The following is a 17,122-nucleotide window of genomic DNA, read 5'->3' on the forward strand; positions in this document are numbered from 1 at the left end:
GCTCGCCATTGCGCCTATCGGTGTGATCCTTGGACCGTCCAGATCGCTTCGTCAGGCATGCGATGGTTGTCGATGCGTTTTGGGTTATTCACTCCGCTTGGGTTTAAACAACCGATAGTGAGTCATCCTCAACCCTGGTGACATTGAAGACGACATCCTCGAAATCATAGTCGCCCCCACCCGTCAAATCCTCAAAACCGATGGTCATTGACTGGCCACCCGAAACAACACCGGACAGCGTGTGTTGCTGGTCATCACTATTCAACGCCGCCTTTTCGGCGTGGAACGTGGTTACGGCGGCAACATTCCCATTCACCGTCAAATTAAAATCAAATTCGTCGTCCACGTCGGCAAAACCACCATTGCTGGAGACAAAATTCAGGTCGTCGCTGGCCGAAAGGGATTTGGCCCAATCCGCACCATCCTGAACGATGAAGAATCCAAGGCGGTTCCCGTCGGCTAGATTGCTTATTTCAACCGTTCCGCTTGCATCATTTGTGTTTTCAAACAGAAGACGCACATTCGCAATTTCGCCGTTGCTTAGGATATCATAAACGCCGAGGACATTGTTAAATTCCGCGGTTCCAAGCTTGACCATTTGTATCTGGAAATCCGTCGTGCCGTCGCCCTCGAGAAAGGCTTTGTTCACGATCCCGTTGACTACGCTGCTGTCGACTCTGACTCCGGGTGCGAGATCAGGCAGAAACTTCGCATAGCTAACGACAGTGTTTCCATCCTTTGCGAAGGCAAAAAAGTCACCGCCTGTCTGCCCACCGTCCAGAGAAATCGTTAGGTCCGCCTTGCCGTCACCATCAAGATCGAACTCCACGTTCGAGCTATTGGTGAATCGGACGTTGGACCGGTCCAGCTCGACCCCTTCGATGATTAGGGTTTTTCCCACTCCAAACCCGCTGATAACACTTTGATTCAGCTCTGAGGGCGTCCCTCTCAGCGTGTCCGAGTCCCCAAATGACAGGTTTTCCTGCGAAGATGTCGACACCGGGTCTTCTGGTTCGCTCGGCTCGGGAACGGTGACCACGGGATCCGTTGGAGTACCTGATCCTGCGCCCGTGTCTAATTGAACACTCGCTGTCGTGCGGGCGAAATTCTGAGTCACAATGACGGCGGGAATACCCCTGAATGAGCCAATCTCAATTCCGATGCCAATATAGGCCAAGTTCGGGTTTAGTATGTTGGCGCGGTGATCAGGGCTGTTCATGAGTGCATTGTGCAAGTCGACGACATCGTCCGAGAAACCGGCCTCTCCGCCTTGGCTTTGCCAGGCAATGTTTTCAGCGGTCCCCCAGGACCCGGACAAGACAAAGCCCGCCTCGCGCATACGCTGAGTGGCTGAACTTCCGCCTTCACCCGTATGAGAAAAGTTACCGGTTTCCAGCATCCACTGGCTGTGATCTTCAGCCGAGGCATTCAAGCGAAGTTCAAGCTGAACAGGATCAAGGCCGCGCGACGCACGTTCTGCATTGATCAAATTTAGCATTTCACGCTCAAGCGTGCTTGCCTGCGACATCACCATCCCTCCGATTTCGCATAGTCGTCGAGGCTAAACTTGTTCAGATTTGTGCAGACTGCAGTCCAAAAACGCGCGCATGCTGTAAACGGCAGAGTTTCGCTCGGCGAGGTAGTGGGGGCGGCAATATTTTGCGTATTACGCAACCGTCGAAGCAACATATTCCCGTTTTTACTACGAATTCATACACGCAAGGCCGCTTGATCCCGGTGATCAATTCAACTGCGAGTTTTGGAAAACAGATGGCGATCCCGGAAGGACTCGAACCCTCAACCTGCTGATTAGAAGTCAGCTGCTCTATCCAGTTGAGCTACGGGACCGCTGCGCCCTTCTTGCGGTTTTTACTTCCGGGGTTCAAGAGCCAAGCGCATAAAGGCGCTGTTTGGGTCGCTTTCATATCCGAAAATTGGACCGCAGTAGGAATAACCAAGCCGCTCGTAGAGTTTGCGGGCCGCCGCGTAGTCTGGCAGGTGGTCTGCACCGGTTTCCAAAACCAAAGCCTCCACACCTTGTCTGCGGGCTACGTCTGTAAGGTGGTTCATCATCTGACGCGCCAGCCCGCGCCCCCGTGCCTGCGACACGATGTGAACAGATTTCACCTCGGCCGTCCCATCTGGCAACGCTTTCAATGCCCCGCAGCCGACGGGTTGTGCACCGTCAAACATGGCCCAGAACCTGATATCTTCTGCACTCAGAGCCTGGGCATCCATGGTGTGGTTGCTTTCCGCAGGCCCGGCCGTTTCGCTATGAGCAAAATGCGCCTCGATCACCGGACGCAGCACGTCCGAGGTCGGGTCGGCCTCGCGGATTTCGATCATTCAGTGGGTCCACGGCGCACGCCTGTCTGTGGCGAAGTTCTCACCATAGCCACGTGCGCGCAAATTCGGCTTGCGCTTGTGCGGTTCACTGACCTGCGCGTCGATGCCATTGTCCTTGGCATAGTCCAGCGCCTCTTCCTTGGTGTCGAACTTCAGGCGCACCTGAGTCTGTGTATCCGACGACGATGTCCAGCCCATCAGCGGATCAACCTCGCGCGATGATGCCGGGGCGTATTCCAGAACCCACTTGCGGGTCTTGGCCGTTCCCGAAGTCATCGCATTCCTGGCAGGCTTGTAAATCCGTGCGCGCATGTCGCCTCTCCGTCCTCACTTGGCTGAGATTGTTTATGCGTCAGAGCGCGGGCCGGGACAAGATGACAATTGTCGCGGACGCCCTGGACCCCCTGATGTCAGAAACTGTCATTAGCTCACGCTATATCATGTGCAAACGCACCTAAAGGACAGCACGATGATTCACCGTGAACGCAGCCTCGACGTCAATGCCCGGCCCGATGAGATCTGGGCGATCCTCAGCCGCTTTATGCATATCGACGAATTCGCGCCACAGGTGACGTCGGTCGACGCCCTGACCACGGGCGATAACGGTGTTGGTTCCAAGCGGCGGTGTCACTTTCAGAACGGAACCTCTTTGGTTGAAGAGGTCACTAACTGGCAGATCAATCAGGGTTACAGCGTTCGGCTGTCGGAAATGCCGGCCATGCCGATGCACGAAGCCCACGCCGCCATCGCGATCCAGCCTGTTACCGGAACCCATTGCCGTGTCACGTGGAGCATGGATTATCGCATGAAATACGGCCCCGTTGGTTGGCTGATGGGGCAAACCTTGCTGAAGGTGATGATGGGCCGGGTCCTCGCAGATAATTTGAAGGCGCTCGCGAATACGATCCAGACCGGATCAGCCTCGCAGCCTCAGACCGCGTAATGGGAAATGAATCCGGATCAGCTCTTGCAGATGGACAAAATAAGAACAAATGTAAGGGCCAGATCCGGAGCCTGTCTATGCCCTACGCCCATTCCGACAAGACACAGCTGACTGCTGATGCCGTGCGCGCGCGCCTTAAACTCGAAGGCGGCAAGCAATTCGTCATGCATACCGAGTTCGCCCCCGCGGGCGACCAGCCGACCGCGATCAAAGAGCTGGCAAGTGGTGTTTTCGATGGTGAGCGTGACCAGGTTTTGCTGGGTGCGACCGGCACCGGCAAGACCTTCACCATGGCCAAGGTGATCGAAGAAACTCAACGTCCCGCCATCATCCTTGCCCCCAACAAGACACTGGCGGCGCAGCTCTATGGTGAGTTCAAAGGGTTCTTCCCGGAAAACTCGGTCGAATACTTTGTCTCTTACTACGACTATTATCAGCCCGAGGCCTACGTGGCGCGGTCGGACACCTATATCGAGAAAGAATCGCAGATCAACGAACAGATCGACCGGATGCGCCACTCAGCCACGCGGGCACTGCTGGAACGCGATGACGTGATCATCGTCGCCTCGGTCTCGTGCATCTATGGTATCGGTTCAGTGGAAACCTATGGGGCGATGACTCAGGACCTGAAGGTAGGCCACGAGTATGACCAGCGTCAGGTGATGGCTGATCTGGTCGCCCAACAATATCGCCGCAACGATCAGGCGTTTCAGCGCGGCTCGTTCCGGGTGCGGGGCGACAGCTTGGAAATCTGGCCTGCCCACCTTGAGGACCGCGCCTGGAAATTCTCGTTTTTCGGAGAGGAACTGGAACAGATCACCGAATTTGACCCCCTGACCGGCGAACGCGCCGCGACGATGGAACAGGTGCGGGTCTACGCGAACTCCCACTATGTGACGCCAAAGCCGACGATGCAGCAAGCGATCATCGGCATCAAAAAGGAACTGCGCATCCGGCTGGACCAGCTCGTCGGCGAAGGCAAGCTGCTGGAGGCCCAACGGCTGGAGCAGCGCACAAATTTCGATCTGGAAATGCTCGAGGCCACCGGCGTCTGCAACGGGATCGAGAACTACTCGCGCTACCTCACCGGCCGCGCGCCGGGTGAACCGCCCCCGACCCTGTTCGAATTCATCCCCGACAACGCCATCGTCTTCGCTGACGAATCCCATGTCAGCGTCCCGCAAATCGGCGGCATGTACCGGGGTGACTATCGGCGCAAGTTCACGCTGGCCGAACACGGGTTCCGCCTGCCGTCCTGCATGGACAACCGCCCTCTCAAGTTCGAGGAATGGGACGCCATGCGCCCGCAATCCGTCTTTGTCTCGGCCACGCCCGCGAAATGGGAGATCGAACAGACCGGTGGCGTCTTCACCGAACAGGTGATCCGCCCCACAGGCCTCTTGGACCCTGAGGTCGAAATCCGCCCCGTTTCGATGCAGGTCGACGATTTGCTGGACGAGGTGCGCAAGGTTGCAGCCGACGGTTACCGCACGCTGGTTACCACGCTGACCAAACGCATGGCCGAGGATCTGACCGAATATCTGCACGAACAGGGCATCAAAGTCCGCTACATGCACTCGGACATCGACACGCTGGAACGTATCGAAATCCTGCGCGATCTGCGGCTGGGGGCGTTCGACGTGCTGGTCGGCATCAACCTGCTGCGCGAGGGGCTCGACATCCCCGAATGCGGGCTGGTCGCCATTCTGGACGCGGATAAAGAGGGCTTCCTGCGCTCGGAAACCTCCCTGATCCAGACCATCGGCCGCGCCGCGCGGAACGCCGAAGGCCGGGTGATCATGTATGCCGACAAGATCACCGGCAGCATGGAGCGCGCCCTGAACGAAACCAACCGTCGCCGCTCCAGACAGATCGCCTATAACGAGGAACACGGCATCACGCCCGAGACGGTGAAAAAGAATGTCGAGGACGTTCTGGCCGGCCTGTACGAAGGCGACGTGGACATGAACCGCGTCACCGCCACCATCGACAAACCAATGCACGGTGCCAACCTTGAGGCCCATCTGGACGGGTTGCGTGACCAGATGCGCAAGGCCGCCGAGAACCTGGAATTCGAAGAGGCCGCCAACATCCGGGATGAGATCAAACGTCTGGAAGCGGTCGACCTCGCCATCGCCGACGACCCCATGGCGCGCCAATGGGCGGTCGAAAAAGCCTCGGAGGATGCGGTGAAATCGCGCGGACGATCAACGGCTGGGAGGCCGGGTCAGCGGGGTGGGAATGTGAAGCGACGGAAGCGGTAGTCCTCCGCCGCACACGTCTAAGGAGATTACTTCTTCGGCTTTTTGGGTGGAGCCGGTTTAGGCTTTGGGGTAGGTTTGGGTCTACTTGTGCCTTCGTTCATCGCTCCCGAACGGCTGCGGGTCGGGGGTGGAGCTGGTTTTTTTGCCATTGTGTGCCTGTGAGAGAGTATTTTGAGAAACAACAATAAATTGAATATTGCTTTGGAAGCACTTAGGCAAACGGAATTGCACCTTGAGGACTTTAACAACTTAGCATCAAATGCCGATCAACGTGCGATGGCACTTGCTGGAACCTTAGCCGCTATAGCTGCAATTCTTGCCACACTCTCACCTAGCGCTCCTTCACCGTTTCTTTCCTACGTATCGTGTGGCGGATTTGTCGTGGCGAGTTTCATGGCCGCGAGTTCCTGCATGCCAAGAAACTTTCATGTAAGAGGGCACAGATGGGAGGATTGGGAAGGACACCTGACAGACAACGACAATTTTATTGATGCAGTCGCGTCGCAAGCTAAGGAAAATGACGGTCGGATTAAGGACAACTTCGATGACTTGAAGTCCGCTGGAGATGCCACACGGCGATCTTTCATTTTTGCGTTCTGGGTTTTCTGCTTCTTCCTTTTTTCGCAAGTTGGCGCTTATATTAGCTAGCAAGTTTTGGGTGGATGTTCGCACCCGTCTGTCTACAAATGGTCGATATCACCACGCCGAAGGTCTGATAGTTGAATGCCACTTCTTTCATAAGCCTTTTTCAAGAAAAGGCTGACACCTATTTTCGAAAGTTTGAAGGCGTCGGCTTCGGTCGCGTCTTTGACAGTAGCACCAAAGGAAAGCTGTTCTTCCTACTCTTCTCACTGTTACTGACATTCTTCGAACCCGGTTATTGGGCTCATCCGCGTGCTCCATATGTTTTGGTTGGCTTTCTCTTACTTCTTTTTGCACGAGAGCTGCTGTGCTTGATCGCCATTGCTGTCGCCAGGGTCATTTACCGCTCGCAAAACTAGCTTTAAGCTAGCGTAGGATTGGATACCCCACACTCCACCCTTGCACCCCACTTCACCCTCCTCCACGTTTGAAATCACAGATTGTGATTCCAAATGGTTGCCATGATGAACCCGAACGCCCTGCCCAGTACGCATGAGGTCCAAAGCGCCATTCACCGGGTGCGCGGCACCCGCGTGGTGCTGGCCGAGGATCTGGCGCAGTTCTACGGGAAATCCGTCAGCGCCTTCAATCAGGCCGTATCGCGCAACAAGGACCTGTTCGAGGGCTACCGCTTTCAACTGTCCGATGCCGAGGTCGCCGATTTGCAATCACAGAATGTGATCTCAAAACCCAAGGGCCGCGGCGGGCGGCGGGTCAATCCGTGGGTCTATACGGATTACGGCGTGGCCATCGCCTCGGCCCTGTTCAAGGACCCGCGCGCCATCAAGATCACAAGGATGATCACCGAGGCCTTTGTAGACGGCGCAAATGCTCTGGCCGAGACCCCGCGCAGCGTGCCCGAAATCCTGCCACCCGAAGGCACTCCCGCCCCGCTGCTGCCCAATGGCGATCAGCTGCGCGAACTGGCCGAAAATATCCTCGATTCCGGCCAGCAGAGCCTTGTCGATTACATCGCCAACCCCACCACCAAGCGGCAACAGGCGGTGGCAGTAATCATGAAAACCCTGGCTGAGACAGCCGGAGAAGAGGTGCGCACCCAACAGGAACGCCTGCGCCTGCGCATTGCCGAGCGCCTGGCAACCGGTGACTACACGGATGACGGCGACCGGAAACAACTGCTGGAGTTACTGCAGGCGATGAAGGGCTAAACGCCCAGCTCAGCCCGCATCTTCTTGGTCAGCTTGGCCACGACCATCTCGTAAGACGTCACGATATGCTCGCGCAGTGAAGCGTCGCTCATCCCGCGTTCTTCATAGACCTGCAGCCATTTCATCCCGCGCGATGTCAGATAGGGCGCTGGGCGGATGCCGGGCTCATCGCCCAACACTTCAAAAGCCAGATCGGTGGCCTTGAAGGTGAAAGCGTCTTTGCCGTCGTTCCAACCACAGAGCGCAAAAACCTTGCCGCCCACTTTCCACACATCCGCATTGCCCCATTGCACCACATGGCTGGTAGCTTTGAGGCTGGCGCAGAAACTGTTGAATTCATCTCGGGTCATGGTTGGATCTTGGCTTGCAAGATCACCCAAACGCAAGCGAGAAGACTATTCCTCTCGCTTACTTTCTTTTCAAACCCTTAGTAGCTGACCCACCAGTCGTGCAGATCGCGCTTGCCCTCACTAAACCTCAGGTCACGGCCCAGAAAATATACTTTCGAGCAGAGTTCGCCTTTACCAGAGGTGTCGGATTCCCGGCATAGCTCATTCCCTTTGACCGACCACGTCCCCTTGTCTTCCCAAGACCCGTCATTTGCAGATGAAAACTGTTTTCCATCTTTTTCAAACGTCCAGGTCCAGTTGGAGCTGTTCAGTGTTTTCCCTGAAACAATCTTTTGGATTGATGCGCCATCCATCTGCTTGGCACCCATTTCCTTAATTTGGGATACTTTCGTTGCAGTCAGATATTCTTTGGACGAGTCTCCCAAAGCTCCTCCAGCAAGCTGGGATGCAACCAAAGTTATCGCGGCAAATTTTAATAGGTTCATTGAACATTTCCCCTTTGGAATTGCTGACAAAAATAGTGAAAAACTGCTCAGGTTTCCGTCAAAAGAAACGCTTACCCTTTGTCCCAGTGGACCACTACGTCATACCCTGCCGGCGACGGCGGGCCTTCAAGAAACTCGGCAAAATGGCCCCAAAGTTTGGCCACTTTGGACGCGTTCGCGTTTGATGTTTCCTCACTTTGGACAACAGCGACGACAAATCCGGTGCCGTCTTCATTCATGACATTGGTAAAGCTGTGCATGCCTTCCATGCCCATAATCTGGTCTTTCAATTCATTCATCTTGGCCTCGGCTGCGTCCCGCATGCCGGGCTTCATTTTGAACTGAGTAATACGTGCAAACATGACTTTCCTCCCTTTCAGGGCGAAATCCCCCAATGACGGCCAAAGCGGCACGTCATGCGCAGTGTAGCATAGATTTGAATGTTTCGGATCGAGGCGATCAGGGCCGAACGAACTTGGCGGTGCCTACCTGGCGTTGTTGGGGGGCTTCTACCGGTTGAGGCGCAGCAGCCGGTTTAGGTGCGGCATACTGAGGAACGGCCGTCCCACAGGCAATGCCATCCCCATTCGTATCGTTGCGCGCGTGGTATCCCGGTTCACCATCCCTATATGGCCCCGGCACCAGAGCTTCGGCAGCGTGACAGCCTGCCAACGCGATCAGATGTAACAGGGCTTCTTGATGTTCGAATTCGGATGTCCGCAGAAAGACGCCCACTGCAATCGCCGCTGTGGTGGCCGGCAACATGAGGATCATGAGAATGATACGAACAGGCGACAGCGCCCGTCTGCGCGTCGCGTTCGCGCGCCGATGTCGCGCTGCGGCTCTTTGATTTGTCTTGTTCGAGCTCTGCTCGGAATCATTAGGCGCCATAACGGACCCTTAAACCGGCTTTGTGGCAAAACCGAGACCCGAACGCACCTCTCGCGCATAGGTCGCTTTGTGGATATTGTTGCGCTCAGATGCACCCCCAAGGCTAAATCTCCGATGACCAACACCGACCCGTATCGCCCGATTGATGAAACGGCCTGCCAGATGGCCCGCGACCTGATTGGTTGTGCGACTTTCGGTGCACTGGCTGTGTTGCGCTCCGAAACGACGATGCCTTCTGTGTCACGCGTGGCCCTTGCGACGGACGATCAGGGGCAGCCGGTCACGTTGATCTCAACCCTTGCCGATCATACCCGGGCACTGACTGCCAATCCCGCTTGCGCCTTGTTGATTGGAGAGCCCGGTAACACGGGCGATCCGCTGACGCACCCAAGGTTGACGCTGCATGCTACCGCACAGTTCATCGCCAGAGGGACAGAAGAACACGATACGCTGCGCACGCGCTATCTAAGCCTGCGGCCCAAGGCTAAGTTATATGTGGACTTCGCTGATTTCGGGTTTGTCACTTTCGCCACGTCCGATGCCGTTCTGAACGGCGGCTTTGGCAAGGCATGGCGCCTTGCCCTAACTGATATCTGGCCCGATCAACGCACGACGTGAACGGCACAGGCCGCATGGCGCACTACGTGATTGGCCGTAGACCCCAGCAACAGATCCTGCATCCCCGGGCGATGGGACGCCATAATGATCAGATCCGGCTTATGCTCATCCGACCAATCGAGGATCGTCCGGCCGGAATGGCCCTCGACCAGCACGCCTTGGGCGTTGGGCAGATTTGCCGCAAGCGCGTCGAGTTCCATCTGCAGCGCCTTGCGGGCCTCGGCAAGATACTCGGGCGGCATGTAGGATATGGCATAGCTCGGAATGTGCTCGACCACGTGCAGCAACGTGATCTGCGCATCCGGCGTCGCCAGTATTTCGGCCAGTTTCAAAGGTCCTGAGATATCCCGCTCCGCATCAAAGGAAATGGGGACAAGAATGTTGTGATACATGACGCGCACCTCCGGTTTAACACCTAAATCCTGCGTCATCTCAAGCAGGTAGGCATTGATTCAGATCACGCTTCGCCGAATGTATCGGCCACATCATACATCACTGGCTCAAAACTTTTGCACAGCTCATTTATTTGCCGATTTCGGTTTCGCATTTCTGTGGTGCGCAACATGGCCAGAAAATCCTCGCGGCGTTCCCATTGCGAATAGTTGGCGATCCGCGTTTGCGCGTCATTCACGTGCAATCCTGCGGCGACAAATCCGGGCTGTTTCGAGATGAATTCTGCGTAGGCATCCGTCAATGCTTCAAGCAGGTCCTGACAGGTGCCGGGCGTCATTTCAAATGTTGTAATAACTGTCTGGACGCTGGTGTCTTTGGCAATCTTCGGCATCTGGATTCTCCTTTATCTACTTCAAACTTAACATAGGTTTTGAAAAGGTCTTGTGTTTCCTTTGCCATTTTACAGCATCGGGACTCCGCGGATTTGGACCAAATCCTAACGATCCGTTAACCATGCTGGCGGATGCTGCGCGCATGCGCCGGGTTGCGATCATTCTGTTTTTATTGTTGGCGGGTTCACCTGCTTGGTCTGGCGCATGGTTGCGGGACAAGGGAACCGCTTTTGTCTCAGCCGCCGTAACGGCCTTCAAAGAACAAGACTACGGGTACGATTACAAAGGGTCGTTCTACGCCGAATACGGGTTGCGAGAGAACCTGACCCTTGGCCTGGACGTTGAAGAACATCGTGACCTTTATGGGCATGCCCTTGTGTTCGCGCGCTTGCCTGTCGCCGATTTCGACAACGCAGGTCGCTTTGCTGCCGAGATTGCAATCGGCGCCCACCATCGCCAGATGCGAGCCTGGGCTTTGTACAAAGCCACACTTTCGTACGGCAAAGGGTTCCAGACCGGTTGGGGCAATGGCTGGATCGCCGTTGACGCCGCGCTGGAGTACCGCACGCATGACACGTTGTACCGCAAACTGGACCTGACCGCCGGCCTGTCATCACCGTGGCTTGTGAATCCTTTGTTGCAGATCGAAACCGCGTACCAAAGCGACCGCCCCTTTCACTGGAGGGTAAGACCCTCTGTCATGATCAGCACCAAGGACAGCCCGGCCACGTGGATTCTGGGGCTGGAACGCACTGATGCCCGCAAAAACACGGGCATCAGGCTGGCAATCTGGAATACGTTCTAGAGTGACTGTCCTAGTATTCCATACGCATAGTGGCGGACACCGATCCACTGACAGGCAGAGGCCAGCGCAACTGGATTGACTCCTGATTTGCGCCCTGCTCCAACTCGACATAAGGCGATGCGTGAACAATCTGCCCACCCGCATTTCTAAGCGGCCCCAACACCGTGACCGCATCACATCCACGCGCCCTACCGCCAAATGGCAATCTGCCGTCAGAAGGAATGGCCCAAACCGAAGACGCCGATTGCTCCGAACTTCGAATCCGAAGCGGGTTTTCGACCTTTGCATTGATGCCGTTGAACGTGTTGTCTTCGAATATCACGTTCAGATGCGCTGAATGGTTCAGATCCGCAAAACTGGTATCGACGCGATCTGCCCGGTCGATACGACCGCTGCTTGAACGGAACTTATTCCCGGTCACAACCACACCATTCAGATAGTGCCCGGCCCCATGTGGCCGAATGACAATCTGACTGAACCAGGGCGCGACTTCGCTGGCATAGAAGATATTGTCCGAAATGGTCATCGAACTGAAAGAGTACCCGCTGGTGTAGACAGGGTTCGCATCCCGCTCGTTGGTCCATTCGACAAAACAGTTGTCGACATAGTTCTCGGAAATGGTCGAACTGTTGTAGGTGCCGATCATGATCAGCCCGGCGCTGCGAACTCCTTGTGGAATGCTGTCGCCCTGGAAAAAGTGGTTGCCCAGGATCAGGTTGTTGGTTCCAGCCAACACCGCGAAATGCAAGAACCGCACAGCGCGATTGTGCCGCAGTTTGATATCGTTTGCATTGGCATTCAAAGCGATGGATTTACGGTCGGATACGTTGAAGGATTCTTCGGTCGACAAGAACTGGCAATTGTCGATCAACATCCCCTGACACCCGGTCCCGTGTGAAGTGATGCCACGGTCTTTGGGCCGGCTGATAAAGCAATTCGTAACCGCGAAGGTACTGCCAGACGGCGCAAGTCGGATTGCACTGGAACGGCCATTGCACTGGAATTCGATCTCTTCCATACCAAATTTTCGCAGCGTGCTGAAACCGCTGAAATCCAAAAGGTATTTGAACGATTGGAACGTAAAGGTTTGCGTGCCCGCCGCATCATAGATCGGATCGTTCAGCGTGATCTCTCCGGCACCGACGTCTTTGGAACGCACATAGATTTCGCGGCCAACGCCATTGCCCTGCACCAGCGCACCCACCGGAATATTGGCGATGTTTTCGACATTTTTCAGCTTGGTCGAATCCCCCGGATCATAAGTCGCGACCGAGGTGAAGGTCTCGGTATCCCATGCCGAACTGCTTTTGACGTCGAACTGTCCATTGCGGATGACGCGTCGGGTCGAAAAACCGCCCTGACGGTTTGGAACGGCGGCGGCCATGTCGATCGGAGCCGTGACTGAGATTTTCCGCCCGCCCAGGTCGAGCGATTCATGATCCGAATTGTTCAACAGCGCCTGAAACGCCTTTTTGAATGCCAGCTCCTCGTCCCCAAATGCCGCGATGTAAGCTGGAAGGTCGAAGTTCTTGGTCAGCAGTAACATCCTGTCGTCGGGCATTGTGATGGTGCCTTCGAAATCCATCTCGGACGACATCGACGTGTTTTGCGCCAACAGATAGGTGCCTTTCGGAACATAAATCCGGCGACCACCAGCCGCCTGATCCGCGGCTTCGAACGCCGCGGAATCGTCGATCACTCCATCGCCGATTGCACCATAATCTCGCACATCTACCGTGCTGATCATTTCACGCAGGAAGATGCTGGTGACGTCGGTAATCTCGATATCATCGACCCGAACAACCGACCCATTGGCACCGTCGATGTCCAGACCGAAATGCCCGTACAGCGCCGCAACGCCCCAGGGCATATCTACGCCCGAGCGTTTACCATTGCCAACAATGGCCGTGATTTCATGCACGGTGCCATAGCCCGAAAGCTGAGTAACCGGCCCCTGATCGACGACTCCGGCCACTTGCTGGTCGCCTGCCCCCCCAGCCCATGCCGCAATCCGGACCTGAGGCAAAGGGCCGCTGATGGCTTTGACCCGCGCCTTGATCTGCAAATAGCACCCCGGGAAGAGGGGTGTCTGCCCCATATAGCGCAACTGTTGCGTCGCCTGCACTTTCAGGATTTCAAGGCAGCCGCCGAAATCCGGATCTGCCGGAACGTATGCCCCGTTCGGTGCCCCGTCATAGGTTGGCGAACCCGGTGTCCCGTCGCCTCTGGACCAGACGCTCAGACCATTCGCAAAAGCAGGCGGCATAAAGACGATACCGTCGGTGATTGCCTTGTTCATAGAAATCCCTTTCCCAATCGCGCGCAGCAGCTCACCGCGCGCACAAACCCAGTGTTCGGCGCTACCCGAACGCAAAAGCCTGAGTATCGAATAGGGATTAACCGCCGCTCATATCACCGTGACGGTGGTGTTGCTTCACGCGGCAGGGTCTGAATTTCCCAACAGTTGTACACCATTGATCTTCCAGCCATTTTCCCGCTGAATCATCTGATAGTCCAATACGTGCACTTGCCCATTGCTATCCGTGATCATGACCTTCTGCCATAACGCGCCGCCAATCTCACGCAGTTCCAAAAAGCGAACCTCTGCGGGCCTCCAAACCATGGGATAACCATTGCGAACCATGGCTCCGAAATTCTCCGGCGTTCCAAATAAGCTCCGGATGTTGGGGCTTGCAAACGTAAAGGCCGTGACAAAATCATCTGCCTTGAATGCCTGTATCTGCGCCGCAATATTTGCCTCGATCTCGGCACTTTGGGCAAACGCACTCGAGGCCAGTCCAGCACTGAGCGATACGGCAAGTAGTAAACGACGCATGAGGCCACCTCCTGTTGAAAGAGTAGCCCCACGCGGTTTCAGGTCAAATCAGACAAGCTCTCCGGCCAGCGCTTTATCAATCAGCGCGATGGTTTCGGGCACGCCGTAAAGTGCAATGAAACCGCCAAAGCGCGGACCTTGCGATGCACCCAGCAGCACCTCATAGAGCGCCGTGAACCAGCCGCGCATTGGGTCGAACCTTTCGCGTCCGATGGAATAAACCACGGATTGCAGCGCCTCGTCCTCGACCGGACCATCATAAGCCTCAAGCGCGGCTCTCAGCGCCTCCAGCGCTTCGCGTTCCTGATCGGTCGGCGCGCGGTGCTTGCGCGTCGGTTTGACAAAATCATTGAAGTAACGCACCGCAAAGCCCGCCGCCTCATCCAGATCGGGATGGGTCTCGGCGGTCGCCTCAGGCGCATACCGGCGAATGAAGCCCCACAGCGCCTCTTTATCCTCGGCCCCCGAAACCGACGCCAGATTCAACAACATCGCAAAGGGCACCATAAGCGTGGATTCGGGCACATTCCCACCATGGATATGCCACACTGGGTTGTTCAACTGCGCCTTCAGGTCCTGCCCCGGATAAGCCCGCAACTGCTGATGATACTCATCATAAGCCTTCGGGATCACGTCGAAATGCATCCGCTTCGCCGTCTTGGGCTTTTGATACATGAAGTAAGCCAGCGACTCGGTCGGTGCATAGGTCAGCCATTCGTCGATCGAGACACCATTTCCCGACGATTTCGAAATCTTCTGGCCGTTCTCATCGAGGAACAGCTCATACGAGAAGTGCTCGGGCGCACGACCACCCAAGGCCCGGCAGATTGCGTCATAGATCTTCTCGTTGGTGGCGTGTTCCTTGCCATACATCTCGAAGTCAACGCCCAGCGCAGCCCAGCGCGCGCCAAAATCCGGCTTCCACTGCAACTTGACGTTGCCGCCGGTCACGGGCAGCGTCCATTCCTTGCCATCATCGTCATCGAAAGTGACGGTGTAGGTCTCGGCGCAAACCTTCTTCATCGGCACATACAGAACTCGGCCGGTCTCGGGATGGATCGGCAGGAAGATCGAATAAGTCTGCTGACGTTCTTCCCGTAGGCTTTTCAGCATGATGGCCATCACGTCGTCATACTTCTCAACGGCGCGCTTGAGGATCTCGTCGAACTGGCCCGAGCGATAAAACTCACGCGCCGAATAGAACTCATACTCGAACCCGAAGGTATCGAGGAACCGGCGCAGCATGGCGTTGTTGTGTTCGCCAAAGCTGTCATGCGTACCGAACGGATCCGGCACCGAGGTCAGCGGGCACTGCAGATAGTCCTGCAGCGCTTCGGGGTTCGGCACGTTGCTGGGCACCTTCCGCATCCCGTCTAGATCGTCCGAGAAACAGATCAGCTTGGTGGGGATGTCCGACAGCGCCTCGAATGCGCGCTTGACCATCGTGGTTCGCGCAACTTCGCCAAACGTGCCAATATGCGGCAGGCCCGAGGGGCCATAACCCGTTTCAAACAGCACGTATCCCTTTTCCGGAGTCCTTTTCTGATAGCGTTTGAGCAACCGGCGCGCCTCTTCAAAAGGCCAGGCCTTGGACGACATCGCGGTTTCACGCAGTTCAGACATCAGATTTGCTCCATCGGGAAAAACAGTGCCGGTCGCCCCATGCAACCGACCGACCCCTCCTATTGTGCCGGTGCAGCATGAGTCAATAAAGAGGGCTGTTTTTCCTGATGGAAAGGCGGATTTAGGCGGTCAGCTGATCCAGTTTCGCGGCCCAGATAAAGTCGTTGTCGCTGAGGCCGCCAATTTCATGGGTCGTCAGTTTGACGTCCACATATCCCCACCCAAAGCTGACATCAGGATGATGCCCTTGCTGATCAGCCAGCCAGGCGCAGAGATTTGCAAGATAGGTCGCCTTGGCGAACCCTTTGAACTTGAAGTGCCGGCTCAGCATCTTTGCATCTGCATCGAGCTGCCAGTCTGACGAAAGCTCAGCCATATGGGTTTTGGCCTCATCGTGTGTCAAAGCTGGGACACCGCCGGAACAGGGCACACAGGTGCGGTCCGACAGGCTGCAGGTTTCTCCTGTTGTCGTCATAATCCGATTACTCCGCCGCAGTTACTTTTTCAGGGAACTTGTTCGGTAACAGCCCGAGGGTCTGCGCCCGGCGCACATCTGCTAAAAGGTCACGATCAGCAGCGGCAAAAAGCTCCTCTGGATCATTTAACACAAAGTAGCCCATCTGGTGCATGTCGATACGATAGGGCGTGCGCAGAATTGTCAGGATGTCGAACGAATCCCGGTCGGGGATGTCACTTTCGACGGCATAAACAAGTTCGGTCGGCGAAGAGGCAAGTCCCGAGCCAAGCGCCTTGATCTGACCATCCTGACGTCGAAGTCCGAATTCAATCGAAAACCAATACAGCCGGATCAGCCAGGCGTAATCCTGATCGCCGGCCTGAACCCCGGCCTTCCCGATGGCATGGCTAAAGGCGGCAAAGCGAGGATCGCTCAGCAATGGTGTATGGCCGAAAATCTCATGAAAGATATCCGGCTCTTCAATGTAATCGAAATCTTCGCGCGACCGGATGAAGGACGCGGCGGGGAAAACCCGATCTGCCAACATTCCAAAGAAGGTCTTGAATCCAATCAGCGCCGGTACTGGCTGAACACGCCATCCGGTCATATCCAGAAGACGCTCGGAAATATCCGCACAGGACGGCACAGATGCCTTCGGCAGGTCCAGCCGCTCCAACCCGTCCAGATAGTCCCGCGCCATGTATCGCTGAACGCTTTCCTCCTGGGCCGCATAGAGGTCGGCCCAAACCGCATCCTCTTCTGGTGTGTACGCGATGTGGCCGCGCGCATCGGCGACTTTGGCGACATATTTGCTCGACTTGGGCATCACTTTTCCTCCTTGTGGAAATTTTACCCTAGCGAGTCGACAAATATGGTTTGGATTAGGGGAAAATACGATATAAATTGGC

The 17,122-nt window shown here is 55.9% G+C and carries 20 protein-coding genes and 1 tRNA gene; 6 read left to right on the plus strand and 15 right to left on the minus strand.

Annotated elements, in window-relative coordinates; all coding sequences use genetic code 11:
- Positions 1 to 103 precede the first annotated feature (103 nt).
- From GOW16_RS11135 to GOW16_RS11150, 4 genes are all read right to left on the minus strand, one after another.
- Entirely contained in the window at positions 104 to 1,528 is a 1,425-nt protein-coding gene (locus GOW16_RS11135; RefSeq protein WP_170414734.1) for a CAP domain-containing protein, read from the minus strand.
- Positions 1,529 to 1,771: 243 nt separating this feature from the next.
- Positions 1,772 to 1,848, minus strand: a tRNA-Arg gene (locus GOW16_RS11140).
- Between the two features lie 21 nt (positions 1,849 to 1,869).
- The gene (locus tag GOW16_RS11145; protein WP_170414736.1) at positions 1,870 to 2,346 is read right to left on the minus strand and encodes a GNAT family N-acetyltransferase; all 477 of its coding nucleotides are present in this window, start codon (positions 2,344 to 2,346) and stop codon (positions 1,870 to 1,872) included.
- Positions 2,347 to 2,658 carry an ETC complex I subunit gene (locus GOW16_RS11150; protein ID WP_170414739.1) on the minus strand — a complete coding sequence of 104 codons (312 nt, stop codon included), beginning with the start codon at positions 2,656 to 2,658 and terminating at the stop codon, positions 2,347 to 2,349.
- Positions 2,659 to 2,815: 157 nt separating this feature from the next.
- Here GOW16_RS11150 and GOW16_RS11155 point away from each other — a divergent pair, with 157 nt between their 5' ends.
- From GOW16_RS11155 to GOW16_RS11170, 4 genes are all read left to right on the plus strand, one after another.
- Positions 2,816 to 3,289, plus strand: coding sequence for an SRPBCC family protein (locus GOW16_RS11155; RefSeq protein ID WP_170414741.1), 474 nt, complete (start codon positions 2,816 to 2,818; stop codon positions 3,287 to 3,289).
- Between the two features lie 77 nt (positions 3,290 to 3,366).
- Positions 3,367 to 5,553 carry an excinuclease ABC subunit UvrB gene (gene uvrB, locus GOW16_RS11160; protein ID WP_170414744.1) on the plus strand — a complete coding sequence of 729 codons (2,187 nt, stop codon included), beginning with the start codon at positions 3,367 to 3,369 and terminating at the stop codon, positions 5,551 to 5,553.
- Between the two features lie 171 nt (positions 5,554 to 5,724).
- Positions 5,725 to 6,201, plus strand: coding sequence for a hypothetical protein (locus GOW16_RS11165; RefSeq protein ID WP_170414747.1), 477 nt, complete (start codon positions 5,725 to 5,727; stop codon positions 6,199 to 6,201).
- Between the two features lie 446 nt (positions 6,202 to 6,647).
- Entirely contained in the window at positions 6,648 to 7,364 is a 717-nt protein-coding gene (locus tag GOW16_RS11170; RefSeq protein ID WP_254429745.1) for an ORF6N domain-containing protein, read from the plus strand.
- Here the strand turns inward: GOW16_RS11170 and GOW16_RS11175 are convergent.
- From GOW16_RS11175 to GOW16_RS11190, 4 genes are all read right to left on the minus strand, one after another.
- The gene (locus tag GOW16_RS11175; RefSeq protein ID WP_170414750.1) at positions 7,361 to 7,714 is read right to left on the minus strand and encodes an MmcQ/YjbR family DNA-binding protein; all 354 of its coding nucleotides are present in this window, start codon (positions 7,712 to 7,714) and stop codon (positions 7,361 to 7,363) included. The genes GOW16_RS11170 and GOW16_RS11175 overlap by 4 nt on opposite strands.
- Positions 7,715 to 7,791: 77 nt before the next feature.
- Positions 7,792 to 8,199, minus strand: a complete 408-nt coding sequence (locus GOW16_RS11180; RefSeq protein WP_170414753.1) for a hypothetical protein — start codon at positions 8,197 to 8,199, stop codon at positions 7,792 to 7,794.
- A gap of 71 nt (positions 8,200 to 8,270) precedes the next feature.
- Complete coding sequence (locus GOW16_RS11185) at positions 8,271 to 8,561, minus strand: antibiotic biosynthesis monooxygenase family protein (protein WP_170414756.1); 291 nt, start codon at positions 8,559 to 8,561, stop codon at positions 8,271 to 8,273.
- A 97-nt stretch (positions 8,562 to 8,658) separates the two neighbouring features.
- A complete protein-coding gene (locus tag GOW16_RS11190; RefSeq protein ID WP_170414759.1) occupies positions 8,659 to 9,090 on the minus strand; it encodes an excalibur calcium-binding domain-containing protein in 432 nt (143 codons plus the stop codon).
- A gap of 114 nt (positions 9,091 to 9,204) precedes the next feature.
- On the opposite strand from GOW16_RS11190, the gene GOW16_RS11195 reads away from it, so the two are divergent.
- Positions 9,205 to 9,708, plus strand: a complete 504-nt coding sequence (locus GOW16_RS11195; RefSeq protein ID WP_170414762.1) for a HugZ family protein — start codon at positions 9,205 to 9,207, stop codon at positions 9,706 to 9,708.
- On the opposite strand, the gene GOW16_RS11200 is transcribed toward GOW16_RS11195, so the two are convergent.
- Positions 9,693 to 10,100: a universal stress protein gene (locus GOW16_RS11200; RefSeq protein ID WP_170414764.1), complete on the minus strand. Its 408-nt coding sequence runs from the start codon at positions 10,098 to 10,100 to the stop codon at positions 9,693 to 9,695. The two genes, GOW16_RS11195 and GOW16_RS11200, sit on opposite strands and share 16 nt — an antisense overlap.
- Positions 10,101 to 10,165: 65 nt before the next feature.
- Positions 10,166 to 10,492: an antibiotic biosynthesis monooxygenase family protein gene (locus GOW16_RS11205; RefSeq protein WP_170414768.1), complete on the minus strand. Its 327-nt coding sequence runs from the start codon at positions 10,490 to 10,492 to the stop codon at positions 10,166 to 10,168.
- A 122-nt stretch (positions 10,493 to 10,614) separates the two neighbouring features.
- Between GOW16_RS11205 and GOW16_RS11210 the strand changes: the two genes are divergently transcribed.
- Positions 10,615 to 11,298 carry a hypothetical protein gene (locus GOW16_RS11210; protein ID WP_254429746.1) on the plus strand — a complete coding sequence of 228 codons (684 nt, stop codon included), beginning with the start codon at positions 10,615 to 10,617 and terminating at the stop codon, positions 11,296 to 11,298.
- A 10-nt stretch (positions 11,299 to 11,308) separates the two neighbouring features.
- Here GOW16_RS11210 and GOW16_RS11215 read toward each other — a convergent pair whose 3' ends face one another.
- The 5 genes from GOW16_RS11215 to phhA all read right to left on the minus strand — a co-directional run bounded on the left by GOW16_RS11215 (position 11,309) and on the right by phhA (position 17,040).
- Positions 11,309 to 13,597, minus strand: coding sequence for a glycosyl hydrolase family 28-related protein (locus GOW16_RS11215; RefSeq protein WP_170414771.1), 2,289 nt, complete (start codon positions 13,595 to 13,597; stop codon positions 11,309 to 11,311).
- Between the two features lie 135 nt (positions 13,598 to 13,732).
- Positions 13,733 to 14,134 carry a DUF4864 domain-containing protein gene (locus GOW16_RS11220; RefSeq protein WP_170414774.1) on the minus strand — a complete coding sequence of 134 codons (402 nt, stop codon included), beginning with the start codon at positions 14,132 to 14,134 and terminating at the stop codon, positions 13,733 to 13,735.
- Positions 14,135 to 14,182: 48 nt separating this feature from the next.
- On the minus strand, positions 14,183 to 15,757 hold the full coding sequence (locus GOW16_RS11225; protein WP_170414777.1) for a lysine--tRNA ligase: 1,575 nt from the start codon (positions 15,755 to 15,757) through the stop codon (positions 14,183 to 14,185).
- A gap of 121 nt (positions 15,758 to 15,878) precedes the next feature.
- Positions 15,879 to 16,232: a 4a-hydroxytetrahydrobiopterin dehydratase gene (locus tag GOW16_RS11230; RefSeq protein WP_170414780.1), complete on the minus strand. Its 354-nt coding sequence runs from the start codon at positions 16,230 to 16,232 to the stop codon at positions 15,879 to 15,881.
- Positions 16,233 to 16,239: 7 nt separating this feature from the next.
- Positions 16,240 to 17,040 (minus strand): phenylalanine 4-monooxygenase, encoded by an 801-nt coding sequence (gene phhA / locus GOW16_RS11235; protein WP_170414783.1) that lies wholly within the window; start codon positions 17,038 to 17,040, stop codon positions 16,240 to 16,242.
- Positions 17,041 to 17,122 lie beyond the last annotated feature (82 nt).

It is taken from the genome of Ruegeria atlantica (assembly GCF_013033965.1).
GTDB classification, from domain to species: domain Bacteria; phylum Pseudomonadota; class Alphaproteobacteria; order Rhodobacterales; family Rhodobacteraceae; genus Ruegeria; species Ruegeria atlantica_D.